The sequence below is a fragment of the Limnochorda sp. LNt genome (assembly GCF_035593265.1).
Taxonomy (GTDB): Bacteria; Bacillota; Limnochordia; order Limnochordales; family Geochordaceae; genus Geochorda; species Geochorda subterranea.
Genome location: NZ_CP141614.1, coordinates 368,346 through 390,642, shown reverse-complemented (window position 1 = coordinate 390,642; position 22,297 = coordinate 368,346). Strand labels below are relative to the sequence as shown.

At 69.9% G+C, this 22,297-nt stretch carries 16 protein-coding genes; 9 read left to right on the top strand and 7 right to left on the bottom strand.

Annotated features, from left to right (window positions below; translation table 11 throughout):
• Positions 1–2: 2 nt before the first annotated feature.
• From hemG to VLY81_RS01850, 4 genes are all read right to left on the bottom strand, one after another.
• On the bottom strand, positions 3–1,511 hold the full coding sequence (hemG, locus tag VLY81_RS01865; RefSeq protein WP_324669332.1) for a protoporphyrinogen oxidase: 1,509 nt from the start codon (positions 1,509–1,511) through the stop codon (positions 3–5).
• Positions 1,511–2,509, bottom strand: coding sequence for a ferrochelatase (gene hemH / locus VLY81_RS01860; protein WP_324669331.1), 999 nt, complete (start codon positions 2,507–2,509; stop codon positions 1,511–1,513). The genes hemG and hemH overlap by 1 nt, the downstream gene beginning before the upstream one ends.
• Positions 2,506–3,579 carry a uroporphyrinogen decarboxylase gene (gene hemE / locus VLY81_RS01855; protein ID WP_324669330.1) on the bottom strand — a complete coding sequence of 358 codons (1,074 nt, stop codon included), beginning with the start codon at positions 3,577–3,579 and terminating at the stop codon, positions 2,506–2,508. Before hemE ends, hemH begins: the two co-directional genes overlap by 4 nt.
• A 206-nt stretch (positions 3,580–3,785) precedes the next feature.
• Positions 3,786–4,733: an aldo/keto reductase gene (locus VLY81_RS01850; RefSeq protein WP_324669329.1), complete on the bottom strand. Its 948-nt coding sequence runs from the start codon at positions 4,731–4,733 to the stop codon at positions 3,786–3,788.
• A 325-nt stretch (positions 4,734–5,058) separates the two neighbouring features.
• Between VLY81_RS01850 and VLY81_RS01845 the strand changes: the two genes are divergently transcribed.
• From VLY81_RS01845 to VLY81_RS01825, 5 genes are all read left to right on the top strand, one after another.
• Positions 5,059–5,916 (top strand): DNA-methyltransferase, encoded by an 858-nt coding sequence (locus tag VLY81_RS01845; RefSeq protein WP_324669328.1) that lies wholly within the window; start codon positions 5,059–5,061, stop codon positions 5,914–5,916.
• A gap of 61 nt (positions 5,917–5,977) precedes the next feature.
• Entirely contained in the window at positions 5,978–6,907 is a 930-nt protein-coding gene (locus VLY81_RS01840; protein WP_324669327.1) for an electron transfer flavoprotein subunit beta/FixA family protein, read from the top strand.
• Entirely contained in the window at positions 6,904–8,022 is a 1,119-nt protein-coding gene (locus VLY81_RS01835; RefSeq protein ID WP_324669326.1) for an electron transfer flavoprotein subunit alpha/FixB family protein, read from the top strand. The genes VLY81_RS01840 and VLY81_RS01835 overlap by 4 nt, the downstream gene beginning before the upstream one ends.
• The gene (locus tag VLY81_RS01830) at positions 8,019–9,335 is read left to right on the top strand and encodes an FAD-dependent oxidoreductase (RefSeq protein ID WP_324669325.1); all 1,317 of its coding nucleotides are present in this window, start codon (positions 8,019–8,021) and stop codon (positions 9,333–9,335) included. Before VLY81_RS01835 ends, VLY81_RS01830 begins: the two co-directional genes overlap by 4 nt.
• Entirely contained in the window at positions 9,332–9,613 is a 282-nt protein-coding gene (locus VLY81_RS01825; RefSeq protein WP_324669324.1) for a ferredoxin family protein, read from the top strand. The genes VLY81_RS01830 and VLY81_RS01825 overlap by 4 nt, the downstream gene beginning before the upstream one ends.
• Here the strand turns inward: VLY81_RS01825 and VLY81_RS01820 are convergent.
• The 3 genes from VLY81_RS01820 to VLY81_RS01810 all read right to left on the bottom strand — a co-directional run bounded on the left by VLY81_RS01820 (position 9,598) and on the right by VLY81_RS01810 (position 14,750).
• The gene (locus tag VLY81_RS01820; RefSeq protein WP_324669322.1) at positions 9,598–10,653 is read right to left on the bottom strand and encodes a helix-turn-helix transcriptional regulator; all 1,056 of its coding nucleotides are present in this window, start codon (positions 10,651–10,653) and stop codon (positions 9,598–9,600) included. The genes VLY81_RS01825 and VLY81_RS01820 overlap by 16 nt on opposite strands.
• A 926-nt stretch (positions 10,654–11,579) precedes the next feature.
• Complete coding sequence (locus VLY81_RS01815) at positions 11,580–13,133, bottom strand: IS1182 family transposase (RefSeq protein ID WP_324669321.1); 1,554 nt, start codon at positions 13,131–13,133, stop codon at positions 11,580–11,582.
• Positions 13,134–13,628: 495 nt separating this feature from the next.
• Entirely contained in the window at positions 13,629–14,750 is a 1,122-nt protein-coding gene (locus VLY81_RS01810) for an IS110 family RNA-guided transposase (RefSeq protein ID WP_324669320.1), read from the bottom strand.
• Between the two features lie 170 nt (positions 14,751–14,920).
• On the opposite strand from VLY81_RS01810, the gene cas3g reads away from it, so the two are divergent.
• The 4 genes from cas3g to csb2 are packed head-to-tail and all read left to right on the top strand — an operon-like array spanning position 14,921 to position 22,293.
• The gene (gene cas3g / locus VLY81_RS01805) at positions 14,921–17,428 is read left to right on the top strand and encodes a type I-G CRISPR-associated helicase/endonuclease Cas3g (protein WP_324669319.1); all 2,508 of its coding nucleotides are present in this window, start codon (positions 14,921–14,923) and stop codon (positions 17,426–17,428) included.
• Positions 17,429–17,452: 24 nt separating this feature from the next.
• Positions 17,453–19,735: a type I-G CRISPR-associated protein Cas8g1/Csx17 gene (cas8g1, locus tag VLY81_RS01800; protein ID WP_324669318.1), complete on the top strand. Its 2,283-nt coding sequence runs from the start codon at positions 17,453–17,455 to the stop codon at positions 19,733–19,735.
• A complete protein-coding gene (gene cas7g, locus VLY81_RS01795; RefSeq protein WP_324669317.1) occupies positions 19,732–20,817 on the top strand; it encodes a type I-G CRISPR-associated RAMP protein Csb1/Cas7g in 1,086 nt (361 codons plus the stop codon). The genes cas8g1 and cas7g overlap by 4 nt, the downstream gene beginning before the upstream one ends.
• Before the next feature lie 33 nt (positions 20,818–20,850).
• Positions 20,851–22,293 carry a type I-G CRISPR-associated protein Csb2 gene (csb2, locus tag VLY81_RS01790; RefSeq protein ID WP_324669316.1) on the top strand — a complete coding sequence of 481 codons (1,443 nt, stop codon included), beginning with the start codon at positions 20,851–20,853 and terminating at the stop codon, positions 22,291–22,293.
• The last annotated feature ends 4 nt before the right edge of the window (positions 22,294–22,297 follow it).

Sequence of the window (22,297 nt, the reverse complement as noted above, 5' to 3'; positions counted from 1 at the left end):
CTCTATCCCACCCTTTCCTCGATGGGCCGGGGCGCACCGGAGGCCCGCGCCGCCAGGTAGGCCACGCAAGCCTGGGCCGCCTGGTCGCCCTGCCGCACGCAATCGGAGAGGCTCATGCCCCTAAACGAGGCACCGGCGACGAAGAGCCCCGGCCACCGGCCCAGCCGGCGCTCGATGGCCGCCACGGTCTCGAGGTGGCCCACCTGGTACTGGGGCATGGAGGCGGGCCACCGATGCACCGCGACGTGGCAGGGCCGCCCCGCCAGGCCCCCCAGCCGCTCGACGGCCAGCGCCGCCGCACGCGCCAGGGCCTCGTCACCCATGTCCAGCGCCGACTCGTCGCCGAAGCGGCCCACGAAGCAGCGCACCAGCATCGCGCCCCTGGGGCTGGCATGGGGCCACTTGGACGAAAACCACGTGCAGGCCGTCACGACGAGCCCCTCCCGCCGCCCCTCCACCGACGGCACCAGCACGCCGGAGCCGCGGCGCACCGGCGACGTCTCGGGCACGTCCTGGGGGCGGTAGGCCAGCGTCACCACCGCCGTCGAGGCGAAGGGGATCCGGCGCAGCAGGCCGGCCAGCTCGCCGTCCCAGGGCTCGGCCAGCGCGGCCATCCGATGAGAGGGCACCGCCAGGATCACGGCATCCCACCGGCCCCCGTCCGGCGAGCCGGATGCCCCTCCCGCCGCCGCGGCCTCCATCCTCCAGCCCCTTTCGCCGGGCCACAGCCTCGTGACGGGCGTCCGGAGCCGCAGCACCGCCTGCTCCTGCAGGCGCGCCACCAGCGTCTCCACCAGCTCCTCGAGCCCGCCCGCCAGGCTGACGAAGGGTGAACCGTGCGTGCCCCGCCGGCCACCGCGGGCTCGACGCCGCGCCAGCATGGCCCGCACCAGGCTGCCGTACCGGCGCTCGTCCTCGCGGAAGGAGGGATACGTGGCGGCCAGGCTCAACCGCCAGGGATCGGCCGCATGGATGCCCGCCAGGAGCGGCTCGGCCAGGTAGGTCACCGCCTCCGCCCCGAGCCTGCGCCGCACGAACGCCCCCAGCGACTCGTCGGCCTGGTCCCGGCGTCCGGGCACCAGCAGCTCCAGCCCCATGCGGGCCTTGCCCGGCCAGCTGATGAGGGGGCTGCGCACGAAGGGCCCGAGGCGCGACGGCATCAGCGAGAAGAGGCCGTCGGGCAGCGTCACGAGCCGCCCGCCCCGCAGCACGCTGGTCCGCAGGCCTGCGCGCGCCGGCACGATCCGGTCGCCCAGGCCCAGCTCCCGCGCCAGCTCCACCGCCCACGGCTTGGGGGTGTAGATGGCGTCGGGGCCGGCTTCGACGAGGGCTCCCGCCAGCGACGGGTCGACGCCCCCGTCCAGGCGCAGCGTGCGCACCTTGCCGCCCCACCGGACGTCAGCCTCGAGCACGTGGAGCTCGACGGGCAGGCCCTGAGCCCGGGCGGCCCGCACGAGCCGCCAGGCGGCGGCCAGCCCCGTCATCCCGCCGCCCACGACGGCGACTCGCATCAGCGCGTGGGCGCCTCCTCGCCAGCCCCCTGCCCCCGCCCGCTGGCTGCGCTGGTCACGACGTCGGCCAGCACCTCGATGAAGTCCGGCGCGTCGTTGAGAGAGGGCGTGCGCTCCAGGCGCAGGCCGAGCCGATCGGCCAGCGCCCTGGCCTCGATGTCGATGTCGTAGAGCACCTCGAGGTGGTCGGCCACGAAGCCCACCGGGCAGACGACCACGTGACGGGCGCCGGACTGCGCGCACTCCTGCAGCGCCGACTCCAGGGTCGGCCCCAGCCACGGCTCGGCGGTGCGTCCCTGGCTCTGGTAGGCGATGCGCCATCGCCCGGTCTCGAGCCCCACCCGTTGCACCACGGCCCGACAGGTCGCCTCGACCTCTCGAGGGTAGGGGTCGTCCCAGCTCAGGATGCGCTCCGGCAGGCTGTGGGCCGTGAAGAGCGCGACGGGCTCGCCGCCCGCCTGCTCCAGCACCGCCTGCAGGCGCCGGGCCAGCGCGTCGGCCAGGAGCGGATGGGTGGCCCAGCTCCGCACGAAGCGCACCGCAGGCCTGCGCTCGGGCTCGAGCGCATCCAGAGCCTGCCGGGCGGACTCGACATAGGCACCGGCGCTCATGCGCGAGTCGTGGGGCGCCAGCGCCAACCCCACGGCCCTGCGGATGCCGTCGTCGGCCATCCGCCGCACGGCGTCGGCGATCCAGGGCTGCCAGTGGCGCATCCCGACGTAGACGCGCCACGAGCCGCCCCCGGCGTTGAGCCGCCGCTCCAGGGCTGCCGCCTGGCGCTCGGTGATCTCCGGCAAGGGCGAGCGCCCGCCGATGGCGGCGTAGCGCTCCCTCAGCTCCTCCAGCAGCTCCGTCGACGGCGGCCGCCCGCCCCGGATGTGGGTGTAGTAGGCCGCGATCTCCTCGGGGCGGCTGGGGCTGCCGTACGCCATCAACAGCACGCCCCACGTCCCGTCGGGCTGCGGCCCCGACGTCGGCCTCGACGCCTGATCGGTCATGACGCACCTCCCGCCGGCGGCGCGGCGCCCGGCGTAGGCGCCCCTGCCGTCTGCTCGTGCACCCAGTCCACCAGGCGCGCCAGCATGGCCGGGTCCGTGTCGGGCAGGACCCCGTGACCCAGGTTGAAGACGTGACCCGGCCGACCGCGCGCGCCGTGCAGCACCTGGCGCGCCCGCCGCTCCACCAACGGCCACGGCGCCCGCAGCACCGAGGGATCGAGATTGCCCTGCACCGCCCGGTCGTACCCGACGCGCCGCCACGCCTCGCCCAGATCCACCCGCCAGTCGAGGCCCACCACGGTGGGCCCCAGCGCCGCCATGCGCTCCAACAGACCGCCCGTGTCGACGCCGAAGTAGATGACGGGCACGCCGGTCCGGCGCAGCGCCGCCACGAGCCGCCGCAAATGGGGCGCCACCCGCTCGTCGAAGTCGGCCGGCGCCAGCGCCCCCACCCAGCTGTCGAAGAGCTGGATGGCCTGCGCCCCCGCCTCCACCTGCGCCCGGGCGAAGGCCTCGACCGCCGAGGCCAGGCGCTCCATCAAGGCGTGCCACAGGCCCGGGTCGCCGTGCATCAGGCGCTTGGTCTCGGCGAACGTGCGGGACGGCCCCCCCTCCACCAAATAGCTGGCCAGGGTGAAGGGCGCCCCGGCGAAGCCGATGAGGGGGACCTCGAGCTCGCGGCGCAGGAGCCGTATGCTCTCCATCACGAACGGCAGGCGCTCGACCACCCCCGCCGGGTCGAGCCGCTCCACCGCCTCGCCGGCGCGCACCGGCTGCGGCACCACGGGGCCGACCCCCTCCTGCAGCTCGAAGGGGACGCCGAGGCCCTCGAAGAGCACCGAGATGTCGGAGAAGAGGATGGCGGCGTCGACGCCCAGCCGGCGCACGGGCTGCAGCGTCACCTCGACGCAGAGATCGGGACGGCGGACGATGTCGAGCAGGCCGAAGCGGGCCCGCAAGGCGCGGTACTCGGGCATGTACCGCCCGGCCTGCCGCATGAACCAGACCGGCGTCGGGCGCACGGCCTCTCGCCTGCAGGCCCGCAGGAAGCGGTCGTCTGCCGTCGCCAAGTGCGACCCCCCCGTGGTGCGCCGAAGCCCCTCCAACCTGGGCAATCGCCACCAAACCTGCGCAAACCTCGACCGGAGGGATTATAGGCGCCGCGAGGGGGGATGTCCAAGGGCCAGATGCCCTTCGCGAACGGCGAAGACGCCCCGAGGCCGATCAGACGAAAGCCCCGGGGCGTCCGCCCCGGGGCCGTCCGGTGCGCAGGCCGTCAGGCCTCGCGCAAGATGGCCTCGATGCGTTCCCGCACCGCGGGCGTGATGACCCAGCCTGCCACGCCCGCGGCCTCGGCGATCTGCCCCGGCCGGCGGGCGCCCCACAGCGCCACGGTGACGCCGGGCTGGTCCAGCACCCACCGCACCGCCAGCTGGGCGACCGTCTTGCCGAGCTCCTGCGCCAGCGCCCTGAGGTGCTCCACGCGCCGCAGGTTGCGGCGGAGCTCCTCTCCCGTGAAGCGGGACTCCCGGGCGCGGGTGTCGCCCGGCGGAAACTTGGCCGTCTCCTCGGTGAACTTGCCCGTCAACAACCCCCGCGCCAGGGGGCTATACGCCAGCACGGCGATGCCGTGCTCCCGGCAGTAGGGCAGCACGTCGGCCTCGATGCGCCGGTCCAGGAGATTGTACGGCGGCTGGCTGGAGTGCAGCGGCGCCACGGCCCGCCACTGGTCCATCTGCTCCACGCTGTAGTTGCTGACACCGATGGCACGGATCTTGCCCTGCCGGTACAGCTCGGCCAGCACCGCGGCCGTCTCGGCGATGGGCGTCTCGGGATCGGGCCAGTGCACCTGGTAGAGGTCGATGTACTCCGTCTCGAGCCGGCGCAGGCTATCCTCGATCTCCTGGCGGATGCGCTCGGGGCGGGAGTTGCGCCAGACGTTCTCCTTGTCGTCCCACTCCATGCCGCACTTGGTGGCGATGACGACCTGGTCGCGAGGCACCCGCTTCTCGCGCAGGGCCCGGGCCACGATCTCCTCCGACAGCCCGAAGCCGTAGACGGGCGCCGTGTCGATGGTGGTGATGCCCAGATCGAGGGCCTCGTGGATGGCCCGGATCGCATCGCCTACGTCGGTGCCGCCCCACAGCCATCCCCCGATGGCCCACGTGCCCAGCGCGACGCGGCTGACGCGGATGCCCGTGCCGTCGAGCAGCGTGTACTCCATCCACCCCACCTCCAGACGTGAGCTTACCAGACCCGCGCAAGCGACACGTGACCACGGCGCGGCTCATGCCGCTGACCGCTCAACAGCCTCCGCGCTGCACGACGCCCTCGCAGGGCGACGCCGGCCAGATCTCCACGCCGCCGGCTCCCGTGACGAGCGCTGCCCCGGTGACGGACCGTCGGCCGCCCCGCAGGAGAGGCCCCGTCGGCTGCGAATGCTACGCCCGGCGCAACGAGGAAGGGGCAAGCGATTGGGCACCCGGACGTCGTCCTTTGGCGTGTCGCGGCGAGAGAGGCATGACGCCAGGGCCTTCTACTCCCGACGGATGTTCGAACAGGTGGACCTGGCCTCTGCCTTCACGCTGGCGGTCTCCGTGGCCGAGGGGGTGACGACCCAGCCGGTCGAGCCGCACCCCCTGGAGAGCTGGGCGGATCGCATCTACTGCCACACGGCCGAGGCCATGGAGGAGATCCCCGACGGCACCGTGGCGCTGGCCTTCACCTCACCGCCCTACAACGCCGGCAAGGCGTACGACGAGGACCTGAGCCTGGAGCAGTACCTGCGCCTGCTGGCCCAGGTGGGGGCGGAGGTCTACCGGGTGCTCAAGCCCGGGGGCCGCTACGTCTTCAACGTGGCCAACCTGGGGCGCAAGCCGTACATCCCCCTGCATGCCTACGCCTACGCCATCCACACGGCCCTGGGCTTCCTGCCCATGGGCGAGATCATCTGGCGCAAGGCCTCGGGCGCCAGCGGCAACTGCGCCTGGGGCACGTACCGGTCACCTCGTGCTCCGCGCCTGCGCGACGTGCACGAGTACCTGCTGGTCTTCGCCAAGGAGTCGTACGGCCGCCCCGAGCGGGGGCAGTCCGACATCGAGGGCGAGGAGTTCATGGCCGCGACGCTGTCGGTCTGGGAGATCCCGGCCGAGTCCGCCCGGCGCGTGGGGCACCCGGCGCCGTTTCCCGTGGCGCTGGCCCGGCGCGTCATCCAACTCTACAGCTACGTGGGCGACGTGGTGCTGGACCCCTTCTGTGGCTCGGGCACCACGTGCGTGGCCGCCCTCGAGACCGGCCGCCACTGGGTGGGCTACGACATCGATCCCGCCTACTGCGACCTGGCCCGCCGCCGCATCGCCGCCGCCCGGGAGCAAGCAGACGGCCAGCGCGCCGCCAATTCGTTATGAAAGCCCCTGAAGGCTCTCCCGAGACGCGGCCCGACCGGTGTGCTATCGTAGAGTCGATCTTGTGAACGCGGGCACGGTCACCGGATGGAGCCCCCGGCTGCCGCGCCCCGGCAGGGAGGGGTACACGCTGCACATCGTCGTCTGCATCAAGCAGGTCCCCGACAGCCGGGAGATCCGCATCGACGCCAGGACCGGCACCCTCATCCGCGAAGGGGTGCCCTCCATCGTCAACCCGTACGACCTGCACGGCGTCGAGGAGGCGGTCCGACTCAAGGAGCGCCTGCCCGGCACCCGGGTCACCGCCATCACCATGGGCCCCATGATGGCCGCCAGCGCGCTGGAGGAGTGCGTCGCGCTCGGCGCCGACGAGGGCGTGCTGGTGAGCGATCGCGCCTTCGCCGGAGCCGACACGCTGGCCACCTCCTACGTGCTGAGCCAGGCCGTGCGCAAGGCCGGACAGCAGTGGGGCGAGGTGGACCTGGTGCTCTGCGGCAAGCAGACCATCGATGGCGACACCGGCCAGGTGGGGCCGGGGCTGGCATCCCGGTTGGGCTACGAGCAGCTCACCTACGTCGAGGCCATCGAGGAGGTCGACCCCGTCGGCCGCCGCATCCGGGTGCGCCGCCGGCTGGAGGACGGGCTGCAGGTGGTCGAGACCCGCCTGCCCGCGGTCCTGACCGTGATGGAGAGCCTCAACGAGGTACGCCGGGCCTCCCTGCCCCAGGTGCTGCGGGCGGTGCGGTACAAGCCCGTGGTCTGGACCGTCCAGGACTTCCCCGACATCGACCGCTCGCAGATCGGCCTCAAGGGCTCGCCGACGGTGGTCGGCAAGGCCTGGGTGCCCGAGCCCGTCCGCCGCGCCGGCCTGCGCATCGAGGGTAAGAGCCCCCAGGAGGCCGCTCGGGCGGCGTGGGAGGCCCTGGTGGAGCGGCGTCTCCCCGAGAAGCTGGGCTGGGTCGCTCGGGCCCAAACGGAGGTGCATCGCGCGTGACCGCCGACTCCCGACCTCACCCCACGCCTCCCGACGGCCGGCCCGCTGATGGTACGGCCTCCAGCGACGCCAGCGGCGCCGAGCGATGGGAGGGTATCCTGGTCGTCGTCGAGCAGCACGACGGCGAGCCCCGTCCGGTCAGCTGGCAGCTGCTGGGCCAGGCCCGCCGCATGGCCGCCAGGCTGCCCGGCTGCCCCGTCATGGCGCTGGTGATGGGCCACCAGGTCCGGCACGTGGCGCAGCAGGCCATCGCCTATGGCGCCGACGTCGTCTTGCTGGCCGACCACCCCGCGCTGGGCGTCTACCGCACGCAGCCTTACAGCGACGTCACCCTGCACGTCATCCGCACCCACCGGCCCGAGATCGTGCTGATCGGCGCCACGTACACGGGGCGCGACCTGGCGGGCGCCATCGCCACGCGGGTGCCGACCGGGCTGACGGCCGACTGCACCATGCTCGACGTGGAGCCGCCTCCTTCGCGGCTGCTCCAGGCCAGCCGGCCGGCCTTCAGCGAGAAGCTCATGGCCACCATCCTCTGCAAGCGCCACCGCCCCCAGATGGCCACCGCCCGGCCCGGCGTCTTCGAGGCGCTGGAGCCCGACCCGTCCCGGCCGGGCGAGATCCGGGAGCTCGCCGTGACGCTCGACGAGTCCCGCGTCGCCGCCCGGGTGGTGCGCATCGAGCGCCAGACGAGGACGGTCCGGCTCGACGAGGCCCGGGTCATCGTGGCCGGCGGGCGGGGTCTGGGCGGCCCCCACGGCTTTCGGCTGCTGGGCGAGCTGGCCGAGGCGCTGGGCGGCGTGGTGGGAGCCAGCCGGCCGGCGGTGGAGGCAGGCTGGATCGGCCACGAGCACCAGATCGGCCAGACGGGCCAGACGGTGCGGCCCAAGCTGTACGTGGCCTGCGGCATCAGCGGCGCCGTGCAGCACCTGGTGGGCATGAGCGGCAGCGAGGTGATCGTGGCCATCGACAAAGATCCGCAGGCGCCCATCCTGCAGGCCGCCGACGTGGCCATCGTGGGCGATCTCTACGAGGTGGTGCCCGCCCTCATCCAGGAGGCACGGGCCGGACGGGGCACGCTGGTGGCGGCGGCGAAGGAGGACGGCAGGCGATGAGCGGCGAGCGCTTCGACGCGGTGGTGGTGGGCGCCGGCCCGGCCGGGGCCGCGGCAGCCTACACCATGGCTTCGCAGGGCCTCTCGGTGGTGATGCTGGAGCGGGGCGAGTTCCCCGGCGCCAAGAACATGTTCGGCGGCGTGCTGTACCGCCACGCCCTGGAGGCCCTCATCGGCGAGGCCTGGAAGGAGAGCGGCTTGCCCGTCGAGCGCGTGGTGACGGAGCAGCGCTACTGGCTGCTGGGGCCCGAGTCGGTGGTCAGCATCGGGCACCGCCACGCCCGCTTCATGGATCCGCCCAACGCCTGGACGGCCTTCCGTGCGCGGTTCGACCCGTGGCTGGCGGGCAAGGCCAAGGCCGCCGGCGCCCTGCCGGTCTACCAGACCACCGCCATCGACCTGCTGCGGGATCCGGCGACGGGGCGGGTGACGGGCGTGCTGGTGGACCGGGACGAGGGAGAGCTTTACGCCGACGTGGTGGTCATCGCCGACGGCGTCAACTCCCTGCTGCGGGAGAAGCTCGGCATCCCCCGGTGGAAGCCCCATCAGGTGAGCCTGGCCGTCAAGGAAGTGCTGGCGCTGCCCCGGGAGAAGATCGAGGACCGCTTCAACCTGGAGGGCAACGAGGGCGTCACCATCGAGTTCCTGGGCGCCACCTCCCGGGGCCTGACGGGCCTTGGCTTCCTCTACACCAACAAGGAGACCCTGTCGCTGGGCATCGGGGTCATGGTCGACGATCTGCTGCGACGGCCCATCGCACCGTACGAGCTGCTGGAGTCGGTCAAGCAGCACCCCATGCTCCACAAGCTCCTGCACGGCGCCGAGACGGTGGAGTACTCGGCTCACATGATCCCCGAGGGCGCCTGGCATGCCGTGCCGCAGCTGGCCGGTGACGGCTGGGTGCTGTGCGGGGACGCGGCCGGCCTGGTCAACTTCGTCAATCGGGAGGGCAGCAACCTGGCCATGCTCTCCGGCCAGATGGCCGGCGAAGTGATCGTGGAGGCGAGGCGGGCCGGTGACCTGAGCGCCCAGCGGCTCATGGCGTACGACCGCCGGGTGCGCCGTTCGGTCATCGGGCAGGACCTGCGCAAGATCCGGCGCCTGCCGGCCATGCTGCACCGGTGGGGCGGCGAGCGTCTCTTCGACCACCTGGTCGGCGCGATCAACGAGGCGGCGTACCGCTACTTCCTGGTGGACGGCACGCCCAAGCGCCAGGCCGAGGCCGAGGCCCTGCGTCACGTGGTCAGGGCAGCCGGAGGCTGGCGGGGCACCATGCGGCTGGCCTGGGATGCGCTGCGGGGGGTGCGGGGATGAGCAGTCGGGCAGCGGTCGAGAAGAAGCTCTTCACCATTCGCTACAGGGCCGATCGCGGCTCTCACATCACCCTGGCTGACCCGGCTCGCTGCATGAGCTGCGAGCGGCCGTGCCTTCTCTTCTGCCCGGCGGCCGTCTACCAGTGGGAAGACGACCACATGCGCATCGCCTACGAGAACTGCCTGGAGTGCGGCACGTGCCGCATCGCCTGCCCCAGCGGCAACGTGGTCTGGCGCTATCCCACGGGAGGCACGGGTATCGCCTACAAGCGCGGGTGACGGCCTGAGGAGGGCCTCAGGCCGGACACGGAATCTGCTGTGGCCGCCGTGCGGTACAGACGCGCGGCGGCCTCGTACTCCTCCGCCAGTTGCGAGCGGAGCTCGGGCGGCTCCAGCACCTCGCAGTCACGGCCCCAGGAGCGGATCCAGGGGAGGACCTCCAGGGTGTGGCCGATGCGCAGGGTCAGGATGCAGGAGCCGTCGGGCTTCTCTTCCATCTGCTGGGAGAGGTGCCACTGGCTCTCCCGCACCCGCCGGCTCACCGTCGGGCTGAAGCGCAGCCGCACCGTCACCGGAGACGACGACCACATGATGCCCCAAGCGCTTTGAAGGGCCGCCACGGGGTCGAAGTCGCGCTCGGGGAAGCGCTCGTCCAGCAGCGTGGCCTGACTCATGCGCTCCAGCTTGAGCGTGACGAACTGGCGGAAGTAGGACTCCTCGTAGGCCAGCACGTAGACGGCCATCCCGGGCGCCGTCGGCTCCAGGAAGTACGGGTGCAAGACGTACGGGTGGCGCTGGCGGCCCCGGGCGGAGCGGTAGAGGACGCGCACCTTTCGACGTTCGATCCAGCCCAGGGTGAGGCACTCCAGGGCCTGCACGAACTCTCGGTTACGCGGGCGGCGCTCCAGCAGGGGGGCGGCCCGCATGGCCTGCTCCCGCACCGGCTCGGGGAAGCGCAGCGCCAGCTTCTCCAGAGCGCTGATAGCATGGGGGTTGTGTTCGTCTGCCATGCGGGCCAGGAGGCGGGCCGCGAAGAAGAGGGCCACCGCCTCATGGATGGAGAGGCGCACCGTACCCACGTACTGCTCCTGGCGCACAGCCCAGCGGCCACGGGCGGGGTTCCAGACAGGGACGTCGGTGTCGGCCAGCGCCTGCAGGTCACGGTAGATGGTCTGGCGGCGCACTCCCAGGCGCTGGGCCAGCTCCGCCGGGCGCACCCCCCGATCCCCCGCCTTGAGCAGCGCCTGCTCCAGGGCTCGCAGGCGCTCGACCCGGCTTACCAGGCGCTCGCCGACGGCGTCCATTGCCACGCTCACCATCCCGCCCAGGAAGTTCGCTACGCCCTGAGGGAATGCCTGGCAACCTGGGCAGGATGACGGCGCGCGGGGCCGGCCGGCAGCACGTAGCCTGGTAAAGGACCAACCCTCCCGAGGCTGGCTGACCAGAAGGGCGTTAGTGGGGCCGCGGAGATGCCGCGGTAGAAGCCATCCTCGGTCCGGGTACCCCGACGCATCTCATGCTTCAATGGAGCCCTCAAGGGGAAAGGACGCCTGAACAGCGCCGCTACTGCACCGACCCCGCGCCAGGATTGTAAGTCAGTTCTGCAGGCAAAGGAAGCCCTCTCGTCCCAAGCAGGTGTCCGGCCCCCGTTGGGACGTGCGGCTCCCCTCGCTACGCGTCGCGGCGGGGTCCTCCGCGGAGGATTCCAGGTCAACCATTTCGGCGGTGCCACCCGGGGAGCGATCCACCGGCCTTAGGGTGACGGTGCCAGCAGCTAGAGCGGTGGACGCGGCACGGGGTTCGGGCTCATCTGGGGTCCCCGGCCTGCCAGGCGGCCCTTCTGCGGCAATCCCCCTTCCAACGTGGCATGCGGATGGCGGGGGCAGGTGGCATGGACGGGTGTTGACGGCCCGGGGACAGTATGGTAGATCACACCATGGGAGTTGATGAGCTGAATCGGGGTCCCCATCGGCGTCGATCCCCGCCAAATGTCCCGGCCCGCAGTCCCGGGGGTGAGACCGACTTCAGGCCAGAGTTGTCCTTGTACCTGTGACAGGAGGTATCTAGGTGACTGCTCGGTTTCCTGTTGAATCGGGCCTTTGGTAGGGGGTTTGAAAGGTCAGGCATGCGGCCAGCGGGTTCGAGCTCGACCCAATCGCGGCCTTCGACGGGAGGGCGGAGCGCGTCGTGCTGCCTTTCCAACCCCCGGTTTCCCTTCTCTTTTCCTTGTCTTCCAGCTTCTTACTCATGCGGGGCCCACCACCCCCACGGGTGGCCCGGCGGCCATCACCTCCTTGATGTTGTGGTTGATGGCGGCCAGCAGGAGCTGGAAGCGCACCTTGATGCGACCCCAGTAGCGCGCCTTGCGGGCCCCGTGGGTCTTGAGCTGCCGCACGATGCGCTCGATGCGGGCCCGCAGCCGGTAGCGCTCCCGAAAGGCCGGGGTGCGCTGGTACGCCCGAGCCTGCCGCAGCTCGACCTCGTAGGGGTGGATCGTGACCTGACGGGCCGCCGCCGGCGTGCAGCGGGCCTTGAGGGGACAGGCCCCGCAGGCCTCGGCCGCAAAGCTCACCACGAACCCCTTGTGGTGCTGCAGTCGGCCCGGGTCGAAGCGGACCGTCTGCCCTGCGGGGCAGGTGAGCGTGCCGGCGTCGGCGTCCAGGGCGAAGGCCTCCTTCGAGAAGTACCCCTCCCGGTTCGTCGCCGGGGGCGCCTTGGCCACGATGAGGGTCCCCTTCTCGGCCTGGCGCCGGGCGCGCTCGACGTCGAAGTACGCCTGATCGCCCAGCACCTCCGCGGGGCGGTGGCCGTGCCGCTCCTGGTCGTCCAGCATCGCCTCCAGCCTCGCGTCGTCCGGTGCGTTGGCGGGCGTCACCGCGACGGCGGTGACCAGCCGGTGGCCCTCGCCGCCCGTCATCAGATGGGCTTTGTAGCCGTCTGCCCGGTTCGAGGCCGTCTTGTGGCCATGGCGCATCTCGGGGTCGACCACCGAGATGACCCGGTCCTTGGCCACCCCCTGCTTGAGGCGGACCGTCCCGTCCGGGTCCCGCTCGATGTCCTGGGTGGCCACCCGCTCCAGCAGGTCCACCATGGCCTTCAAGTCCTCGGGCACCTTCGCAAGCGCCCGCGCCGCCGCCACCAGGGCCGACGCGTCGTCGACCAGCGCCTGGAGCAGCTGTCGGCGGGCCTCGGCGTCGTCCCAGTCGATCCGGGGCTTGCCCGGCTGGTGGTAATCGGTGCGCTTCAGTACCGCCGAAAGCGGACCGTCCAGCTCGTGCATCCGGGCCACCGCCAGGACCCGCACGATACCCTTGCGGATGAGGGTGTAGGTGTCCTGCACGGCGGCCCCGCCGTGGATGAGAAAGGAATCGACGATCTGGGAGCGCTCCGGCGAAAACAGCCCCGCCTGCTTGGCCGAGGCCAGGGTCCTCTCCAGCATGGCCGCCGCGATGCCATGCTGCAAGAAGCGCCGGCGGTGGTCGCACAGCGTCACCGCATCGATGCCCTCAAAGTCCCGCCCCGCCAAAATCGCCAGCTTCACCCGGTCATCGAAGCGGGATTCCTGCTCCATCTCCCGGTCCGAGTAGCCCTTCTCCATCTGGATCAACAGCGCCAGAAACGTGTGGACCGGGCTCACCGAAGGCCTTCCGGTGCGGGCGTCAAACAGCGGAGCAAACATCGATTCGTCCAGGTTCTGCACCGCCCAGTCGTGGAGCCGCCACCAGTAGGAGTCCTTGGGGATGCGCTGTCGCCAGGTGACGTCGTCGAAGGTGGTCTGCCGGTTGCGCCGGCCCAGCACGCCGCTCCACTCCCTGCCCGGAGGTGGTTTCCAATCGCATCCTACCACGGAAATAGGCGTGAACGCAAGGATTGTGAAGCAAGACAGAGCAAGACTGAGGCTGTGCAGCGACGTCCTCACTCATTGTCTAGGAACGCCCGTCAACGCTTATCATCGGGTGTCCATTCTTCAAACCTCATGAGCCTATACCCGGTGGGGTATGGTTTCCGAGCAGTCACCTGATATGAACGAGGCCGTCAACCCCCATCGTGATCCGCCGGGGTGGAGCCGGGCCGGGGATGTCGTCGACGGTTGGCACTCTGATATCCGCGGGTTGGCTACCGCATCTTACGCCATCCGTCGGGGAGCTGCCTCGAACTAGGGACGCACGTGCGGCTTCAGGCGCCGTGTGCATAGGAGACTCGAGGATTCCCCCCACCGGTCCCCGGTTGGTTCCGGCTCACCCGGTCGGCCGGATCCCTGTAGAGCCTTCTGGTTCCGACCTCAGCCCTCCTGTCAGGCGGCCCTCCGAGCCTGCTGCGCCTCGACGTGGCATGCAACAGCCCAGGCAAACCCCAGCAACTCACGGGCCACCGCGGTGGCCGCGATCGTGGCGGGCTTGCCCCGGCCGAGCAGGCGCCAGTACTTCCGATGCAGCCGTTGTTGTGCCTTCAGCGAGATGCGCAAGACTTCCGGGTCGACCCCTTGTTGCCGGCTCCGCAAGGGAGCCTTCACGGCGGGGCGGTGGCGATACGCCCAGGCCGCTTCCCCCAGCACGAACCGAACATGGGCGTTGCCGGTCTTGGTGATCCCGCCCCGCCGGGTCTGAGCCCCGCTGGAGTGCTCGCGGGGCACCAGCCCCGCGTAGGCCATCAACTGGGCCGGGCTGCGAAAACGGGAGAACTCCCCGATCTCAGCTGCCAGCGTCACCGCCGTCACCTCCCCGACCCCTTTGAGGGCCTGCAACGCCTGGATGACCGGCGCCTGGCGGCTTTCAGTGGCCAGCGCATGGATCTCCGCCTCCAGCCGATCCACCCGGGCCTGCTGAGCCCGCACGGCCTCCACGTACTCCTGATAAGCCACCTGGGTGGCCCGGTGGGGGAAGCTCAGCGTATCGAGCCAGCGCAGGAACATCCGGGACCACCGCTTCGTGCCTTTCGGCGCAGCGATGCCGTGACGCAACAGGAAGCTGCTCAGCTCCTGGCGGGCACGCTTCAGGTCCCGCTTGGCGCCTTCCCGGGCCCGCACCAGGTCTCGCAGCGCCTCTTCCTCCTCGCCGGGTACCCAGACCGGCGTCAGCTCGCCGGCTCGCAGCAACTGGGCCAGCCGCAGGGCGTCGCGCCGGTCGGTCTTCACCTGGTCGCCGGGCCGCACGGGCGTCAGCGACGGCGCCACCACGAGGCATCGCACCCCCAGCCGGCTCAAGAGCCGGTACAGCCCGTAGCCGGTGGGCCCCGCCTCGTAGCACGCCAAGAGCTGCTCCGGCTTGCCCAGCCGCCTCACCAGCTTGCGCACGGCCTCGGGCGTGTTCGCCACGCTGCCCAGGTACTGGGGCGGGGCGGTCCCCCGCTCGGCCACGGCCACAGCGATGGTCTCCTTCGAGACGTCCAGGCTTACGAACTTCGTGATATGATCCACGTCGCCGGCCTCCTTCACGCTGTAGCTCTGCGTCCCTCTGGGGACGTAACCTACGTTCGTCGTGAACGGGGGCCGGCCTCGTTCATCCTAACTAGGCTCATCCTTGCAACCCTTACTAACGGACGTCCCACGGTCAGGCGGTCCGGGCCGAGGAGGTGGCTAACGTCATCATGCTCGGCGCACGGTTCGATAGTCTATTCTCTATCGCCGCTGGCACCTCAAGAGATCCGTTCCCCTATCAGAGGCAACTGGCTACCGAGCCAGCCTTGCCGATAGTGCTCAACGTACCGACAGGAGCCGGCAAGACCGCCGCGGTCATCGCAGCATGGATTTGGCGACGGCACGTGGACCCGCAAAGTACCCCTCGTCGGCTCGTCTACGCGCTACCCATGCGCGTCCTGGTGGAACAAACGGCCGCAACGGCGCGGGAGATGCTTCAAAGGCTCGGCTTGCTCTATGAAGGCCCCCCGGACCCATCCAAGCCCGGCATACGAGTCGCCATCCTCATGGGAGGGCGCGTGGACGAGGCATGGTGGCTCGAGCCCGAGCGAGAGGCGATCCTCGTCGGTACCGTGGACATGCTGGTCTCTCGGGCCCTCAACCGCGGCTACGCGCTCAGCCGATACCGATGGCCGGTCGATTTTGGCTTGCTCAACTCCGACGTCCTCTGGGTCTTCGACGAGGTGCAGCTGCTCGGCGTCAGCCTCTATACCAGCCTACAGCTCCAGGGGCTACGACGCCTCCTCGGTACTTACGGCCCGACGCACACCCTCTGGTGTTCAGCGACCGTGGACCTCGCCGCCCTGGAAACGGTCGACCATCCGGCACCGGAGCCTCACCGCATCCTGACCCTCGGCCCCGAGGACCGGCGCCACCCGGTGCTTCAACCCCGACTGAGCGCCCGCAAGGTGGTGAGAAGGCTCCAGCTAGGACGTGGCTCGCGGAGGGCAGATCGCCCTTCCGACACAGCCCTGGCCCGAGCCATCCTGGATGCCCACCGACCGGGTACCCGCACCCTGGTGGTCGTCAACACGGTCGATCGCGCTCAAAGGCTCTATGCCGAACTGCACTCCATCACCAAGGGCACCGCTGCACCGGAGGTCGGACTCCTGCACTCCCGCTTTCGTCCCGCGGACAGGGTCGCGCGGCAGCAGCAATTCCTCGGTAACGTCCCGCAAGACGGCCCAGGACAGATCCTCGTGACGACTCAAGTGGTGGAAGCCGGCGTCGACGTCTCGTCCGCCACGCTCTTCACCGAGGTCGCGCCCTGGGAGAGTGTGGTGCAACGGCTGGGTCGTTGCAACCGCTACGGTGAAGTGGTCGATGGGGCCCAGGTCTTCTGGGTCGACGTTTCCGACCGGGAGGCCGCGCCCTACGAGGCTGAAGCGCTGCAGGCAGCCCGACACCTGTTGGCTGAGATGGAGGGGGCCAGCGCGTCACCTCAGGCGCTGGAGGGCATCCGGCCCCACGCTGCACGTTCACCTGTGGTCGTAACGGGACACGTGCTCCGCCGGCGCGATTTGGTGGGGCTCTTCGATACCACCCCGGACCTGACCGGCCAGCACCTGGATGTCTCCCGCTTCATTCGGGAAGGCGCCGATCTAGACGTGTTTCTCTATTGGCGGGAGTGGCCGGTCGGCCAGCAGCCGCCCCGTCAGCTCCCGTCACCGGTGCGGTCGGAGCTCTGCCCCGTCCCCGTGTACGAGGCCAGAAAGATGCTCCAAGAGGGCCATCGGCAAGCATGGTTGTGGGACCCCCTGGCAGAGTCAGGTCAAGGGGGGTGGGTCGTTGCAAGGCCTGCCGACATTCGACCGGGCCAAGTGCTCTTGCTTCATACGTCGCAGGGCGGCTACCAGCTCGAGACCGGTTGGACCCCCGAGAGCAGGGAGCCGGTGCCGGTCGTCACCGTGGACGGCAAGCCGTCGCCTTCAAGCTTGAGCGGGTCACCTCAAGAGCCGGCAGACAGCGACGAGGGAGTGACGACCCCGGAGCGCTGGGTGACGCTCGTTGACCACACGCGCGACGTCATCGACGAGACGGAAGCACTGCTCGCCAGCCTCGGAGCGGCTGGCATCGGGCAGGATGAGGCCCGAGTCTTAAGGGTAGCCGCGGCCTACCATGACGTAGGCAAGGCCCACGAGCAGTTCCAGCTACCGCTCATCGAGGCCGCCCAGGAGGCCGAGCGCGAGATGCGAGCCCGCGAACTGTGGGCAAAAGCCCCGAGCCTGGGCCAACGGCGCCGGCGGCCTTTCCGCCACGAACTGGCTAGTGCCCTGGCACTGCTGCAATCGCCGCCCCCTGACCTTGACGGTGAGCTGCTCGACCTGGCTGCCTTCCTGGTTGCGGCTCATCACGGCAAGGTACGGCTGGTCATCCGTTCCCTTCCCACGGAGGAGCTCCCCAGCGATGGTCGCCGTCACGCGCTGGGCATCTACGAGGGCGATTCTCTGGGGCCTGTGCATATCGCCGGCGCGGTGAGCATCGACAGGCTGACCCTGGACCTGAGTCTCATGGAAATCGGGCTCTCCGGGGCTGACGGCACCTCCCGACGTTCGTGGACGGACCGGATGGTCGCCCTCAGGGACTCAGCCCGGTGGGGCCCGTTTCGTCTTGCGTTCTTGGAGGCTCTCTTGCGCGTCGCCGACGTGCGGGCCAGTCTCCGCGAGAAGGAGAGCTAGCCGCAACGGAGGAGGTGAATCGGCGTGGCCGAGGTCGAGCTAGCTGGATGCCGCCCGGATCCGCTCCTGAGCTACCTCAAGGCGCTAGGTGTGTTGAGGCTGGTGGCCGAGCAGGCGGACCCCCATGTGCGTGCAAGATGGCTGCAAGGGACCTTGGTGTTGGACACCCGGCTCGACCGCCGAGACCTCGTGCGCTTCTTCATCGACGAGTACCGCCCGACCCCTCTCATCGGGTGCTGGAACGGGGGAAGCGGCTTCTTCCCGAGCGACGCGAAAGCGGGCATCGAGGCCATCGAAAGCTCGACAGCGCCGCGTCTCGCCCTGTACCGGCGCGTCATCGCGCTGGCACGGGCAACGTTGGATGCCCTGGGATTGCAGGCCAAACCTAACCGAGGTCGCAAGGCCGAGATCCTCGCGGCCCTACGCGCATCCTTGCCCGACGAGGCTGTCGAATGGCTCGATGCGGCGTATGTGCTGACCGAGGAGGCTCCCCGCTACCCTCCGCTGCTCGGGACTGGTGCCATCGATGGGCGGCTGGAGTTCACCAACAACTTCATGCAGCGCCTGTGCGACGTGTTGCCGGAGCTCGGAGCGGACCGCCGCCGGTCAGAGGCGTGGCTCGAAGCCGCTCTTTTTGCACAGGCGGGAGTACCTCTGCTGGAGGCGTCGGTGGGCCAGTTTCATCCCGGCGGGGTCGGGGGGCCTAACGCCACCCAAGGCGTCGAGGGCGAGTCGCTGGTCAATCCGTGGGAACTCGTGCTCGGACTGGAGGGCACGCTGCTGCTGGCCGGAGGGGCTGCACGGCGCTACACCGCTGACCTGGATCCTGGCAACCCCAGGCCCGCCTTTCCGTTCACTGTGCAAACCTCCCCGGTAGGATACCCCACTTCATCCCCGGCAGAGTACGAGGAAGAAGCGGTGCGGGCGGAGATATGGCTACCGGTATGGCATCGGGCGGCCTCTTACCGCGAGATCTCGCAACTGCTCACCGAGGGCCGCATCACCTGGGCAGGGCGACAGGCACGCACCGGCGCCGACGTGGTCCGTGCTATCGTCAGCTTAGGAGTGGACCGCGGCATAGCCGGCTTCTGGCGCTTCGGCTTCCTCAGGCGCAGCGGCCGGGCCTATCTGGCAGCTCCGTTGGGGTACTACCGCGTGACACAGCATGAAGGTGGCACGCTACTTGCCGACCTCGACAGGGGTGGATGGCTGGAGCGCCTGCGTAGGGCGGTGACGCGCGAGCGGGTCCCAACGGCCATACGCCGGGGGCTGCAGGCTATCGAGGAGGCCATCGTCGACTACGCCGCCACGCCGTCCGAGTCGGAGCGGCGTCGCGCACTGCAGCGGCTGCTGGTGGCAGTCTGGCAGGCAGAGGTGACGGTGGCCAGGTCCCGGCAGTTTCGCGAGAGGTCGGGCCTGTCCCCGTTTCCGGGCGTCAGCCCGCGATGGCTCCCCTTCCTCGACGACGGTTCGACAGCCTTCAGACTCGCCAAGTCCATCGCGGCCGTAGGGAGTCACCGCCCATCCGACGCGACGCTTGAGACCGAGCGCGCCCAAAGGCTCGGCCCCATGCGCGCACACCTTGAACCCGTTGAGCTGCAGGCCGACGGCCGGTGGGTCTGGCGTGACGGCTCTCCCCGTGTTGTGGGCCGCCGAGACTCCTTGGAACGGCAGCTCCTGGAGATCCTGTATCGACGCGTGATGGAGTCTACCACCCTCCTCTTGCCCTATCCCGACATCGATAGTGTCGAGCCGTGCTCGCTCGCAGACATCGGCGCGTACCTCCAGGGCCAGGTCGACGACCGCGAGTTGGAGCAGCTCATCGGCGGGCTTAGCCTGGTGCGGTGGGATCAAGCCGTACCCGCGTCTGGACGAGGCAGCGGCCTAGAGCCCCGCACCCACCTCGCCGCCAGCCGGGCGTCCACCTTGCCCTGGGCCTACGCGCTGCTCAAGCTACTCTTCCTGCCGTGGCCGATTGCCCGGGGCGGCAGGCGGTTACGGCCCGAGGGCGCCGTTGGGGGGTTCCAGATGGAGCCGGTGCCCGTGAGGCCAGACCCATCGGTGTTGTTGCGGCTGATGGGCGGCGACGTCGCCGCCGCGGTCCGCCAGGCCCAGCTTCGGCTACGAGCAGCCGGGCTCGAGCCGCCGCGGCCGACCCATGAGGACAGCGCGGCGTGGCAAGACATGGCTGTCCGTATCGGAGCCGCGCTTCTGTTGCCGGTGGTGGAGGTCACGACCCTGTGGAGAAGAGCCGGGCTAGGCGCTCAAGAAGGAGAGCCCGGAGAGCTGGAGGTGGCAAGAGCATGACGTCCAGTGCAAGGGTAGCATCGTGGCTCGACGTGTCGAGGCAGGAGTCACGCATCTTCATCGAGGTGGAGTTGAAACCCGCACAGGGGCAACGCTTCCAACCGACGGGGTTTCCTGATCTCGGTCCGGCTCGCTTCGAATCGGCCGACGGCACCCCGTTCCTCCTGGTCGAGTCCGTCCAGTCCATGGCCAACCGCCTGGAGGCTGTGTGCTGGGACGAGGCCGCCGGTGACCTGGTCGCCCCTCTGCGCGGGCTGCCGTGGGTCAAGGTCGAAGTAGTCGGTCCGGACGGCACGGTGATCGGCGAGACGTCGTCCGTCCTGGAGGCCCACCGCCTCAACTCGCCTTACATCATCGGCGACGAAGACGGAGAGTTCAGAAGGCTCCTCAGTGAGGCAGCCGGCATTCAGGCACGCAAGGGGGGGAGAGGACGACGGGGTGCTGACGCCAGTCAGGAGTCCGCGTCGGTGGGGCTCGTCGATCGCCGGCGGCTGGCTCAGGCGGTCTTCCGTTTCGATCCCTTCAGCGTCCTGCATGGGGTCTTCCTGGAGAAGCTGGACGGGCGCGCCCGGCTGACGCGGGCTCTCTCGGCCTTCATCGAGGCTGAAGATGCTCGGTCGGTGCTGAGCGGTGGCGTGAAGAACGACCGCATTGACCCACAGGGAGACACGCAGGCGGGGTTCGGCAACGTGCCTTTCACTCGCGAGGAATTCGTCGCCCGGCGCATCGTAGCCTACTTCAACCTGGACCTTGCGCTCCTGCGCTCCTACGGCCTGCCTTCGCCGGCCACCGAACTGATGACGCTCCTCAGCTTGTGGAAGATTCGGCGGTTCCTCGACCACGGGCTTCGACTGCGAACGGCGTGCGACCTGGTGGTGAAGGAGGAACGGGTCGTGCGGCCGCAGGGCTTGCACCTGCCTCGAGTCGAAGAACTGGAGCCCGAGCTCCGGCGTCTCATCGAGGCGTGCCGCCCGTACTTCGCCTCGCCGCCCGTCACTCGGGTCGTGGCCCGATACCAGCGCAAGAAGGGCGCGACTGAGCCATCTCGGGACGGCGACAGCGCACAGGAGACCGACGACTAGACCCGCCGGCCGCCGACAGGGGGAGACAGTCCGATGGTGGCCGTCAAGATTCGCTTCCTCGCAGGGCGCTACCATGCGACACCGTGGGGTCGTCACGTCAACGAGGGCGTCGCAGAGTGGCCGCCGTCGCCTTGGAGGCTCTTGCGGGCCTTGGCTTCCGCATGGAAGACTCATCGGCCGGAGGTGCCTCGGGAAGAGATCGCTGCGCTGTTGGATGCCTTGGCAGGACCGCCCGAATACCGCGTACCCGACTCCCGGAGCGGCCACACCCGGCACTACATGCCGACCCGTAACCCTGCCTCGCCGACTCTGGTGCTCGACACCTTCCGCGTAGTGGACCGACGAGAGGCCCTATGGGTCATATGGAGGTCGGTGGAGCTCGAACCCGGCCAGCGACGGTTGCTCGACGAGCTGCTGCGAACTCTCAGCTACCTTGGGCGAGCCGAGAGCTGGATCGAGGCCCAACTGGTCGAGCAGGCCCCACCAGCTAACTGCGTGCCGCTGGGGGAGGCCGGCGAGCCGTCCCCCAGCAGCTTAGAGACGGTCAACCTGCTGGCAGCCAGACAACCGCTGGACCTGGGCCTTCTCATGGCGGAGACGGCCGACCTGCGCAAGCGTCGTCTCCTGATGCCTCCCGGCAGCCGCTGGGTGCAATATGCCCTGCCTCGATCTCCCAGGATACGGTTGGCACCCGCTGGACGGCCCTCGGAGCCATCGGAGCTCCGGCGCCTTACGGTGGTGCGGTATCTGCTCCAGGCAAAGGTGCTGCCCCCCATCACCCAGACGCTGCTGGTCGGGCATCATGCACGACGGGCTGCTATGTCCTGGTACCATCGCCTCCACCACATCGACCCGCCCAGTGTCCTGACGGGCAAGCACGATGGCAAGCCCCTCGAGGGACACCGGCATGCCTTCTATCTAGCCACGGACGAAGACGGGGATGGCAGGCTCGACCACTTGACCATCTGGGCCCGCGAGGGTTTCGAGAAACGGGAGCTGGAGGCCCTGGCCTCCATCCCTGAGCTCAAGTGGGGTGAGGCCGAGGAGGCGCGGGCGAAGGTTGTGCTTCTGGGATTCGGGGACGACCTCCTGGCTAGGAGAATGGCGCCTTGCTTGTTTGGCCCCTCGCGCCGATGGATCTCCGTCTCGCCTTTCGTCCTGGTGCGCCATACGAAGCTTCGCAAGGAAGTGGCGGATGGTCAGGAACGGATACGCGTGGTCGAGGCCCCCGTCGACCAGCTGTTGCGAGAACTGCAAAACCGTGGCTACCCGTCGCAGGGGGTTAGGGTGCGAGACCACGCACCAAGCCGCCAGCATTGGATACGCTTCCGGCGTCGCCGCCCATCCGGCCCACCTCCGGTGGGGGGTGCCTTTGGCTTCGAGATCGAGTTCGCCGAGGAGGTGACCGGACCGCTAGCCCTGGGGTATGGCTGCCATTTCGGGCTCGGCCTTTTCGTGGCCAGGGCTCGCGAATGACCTC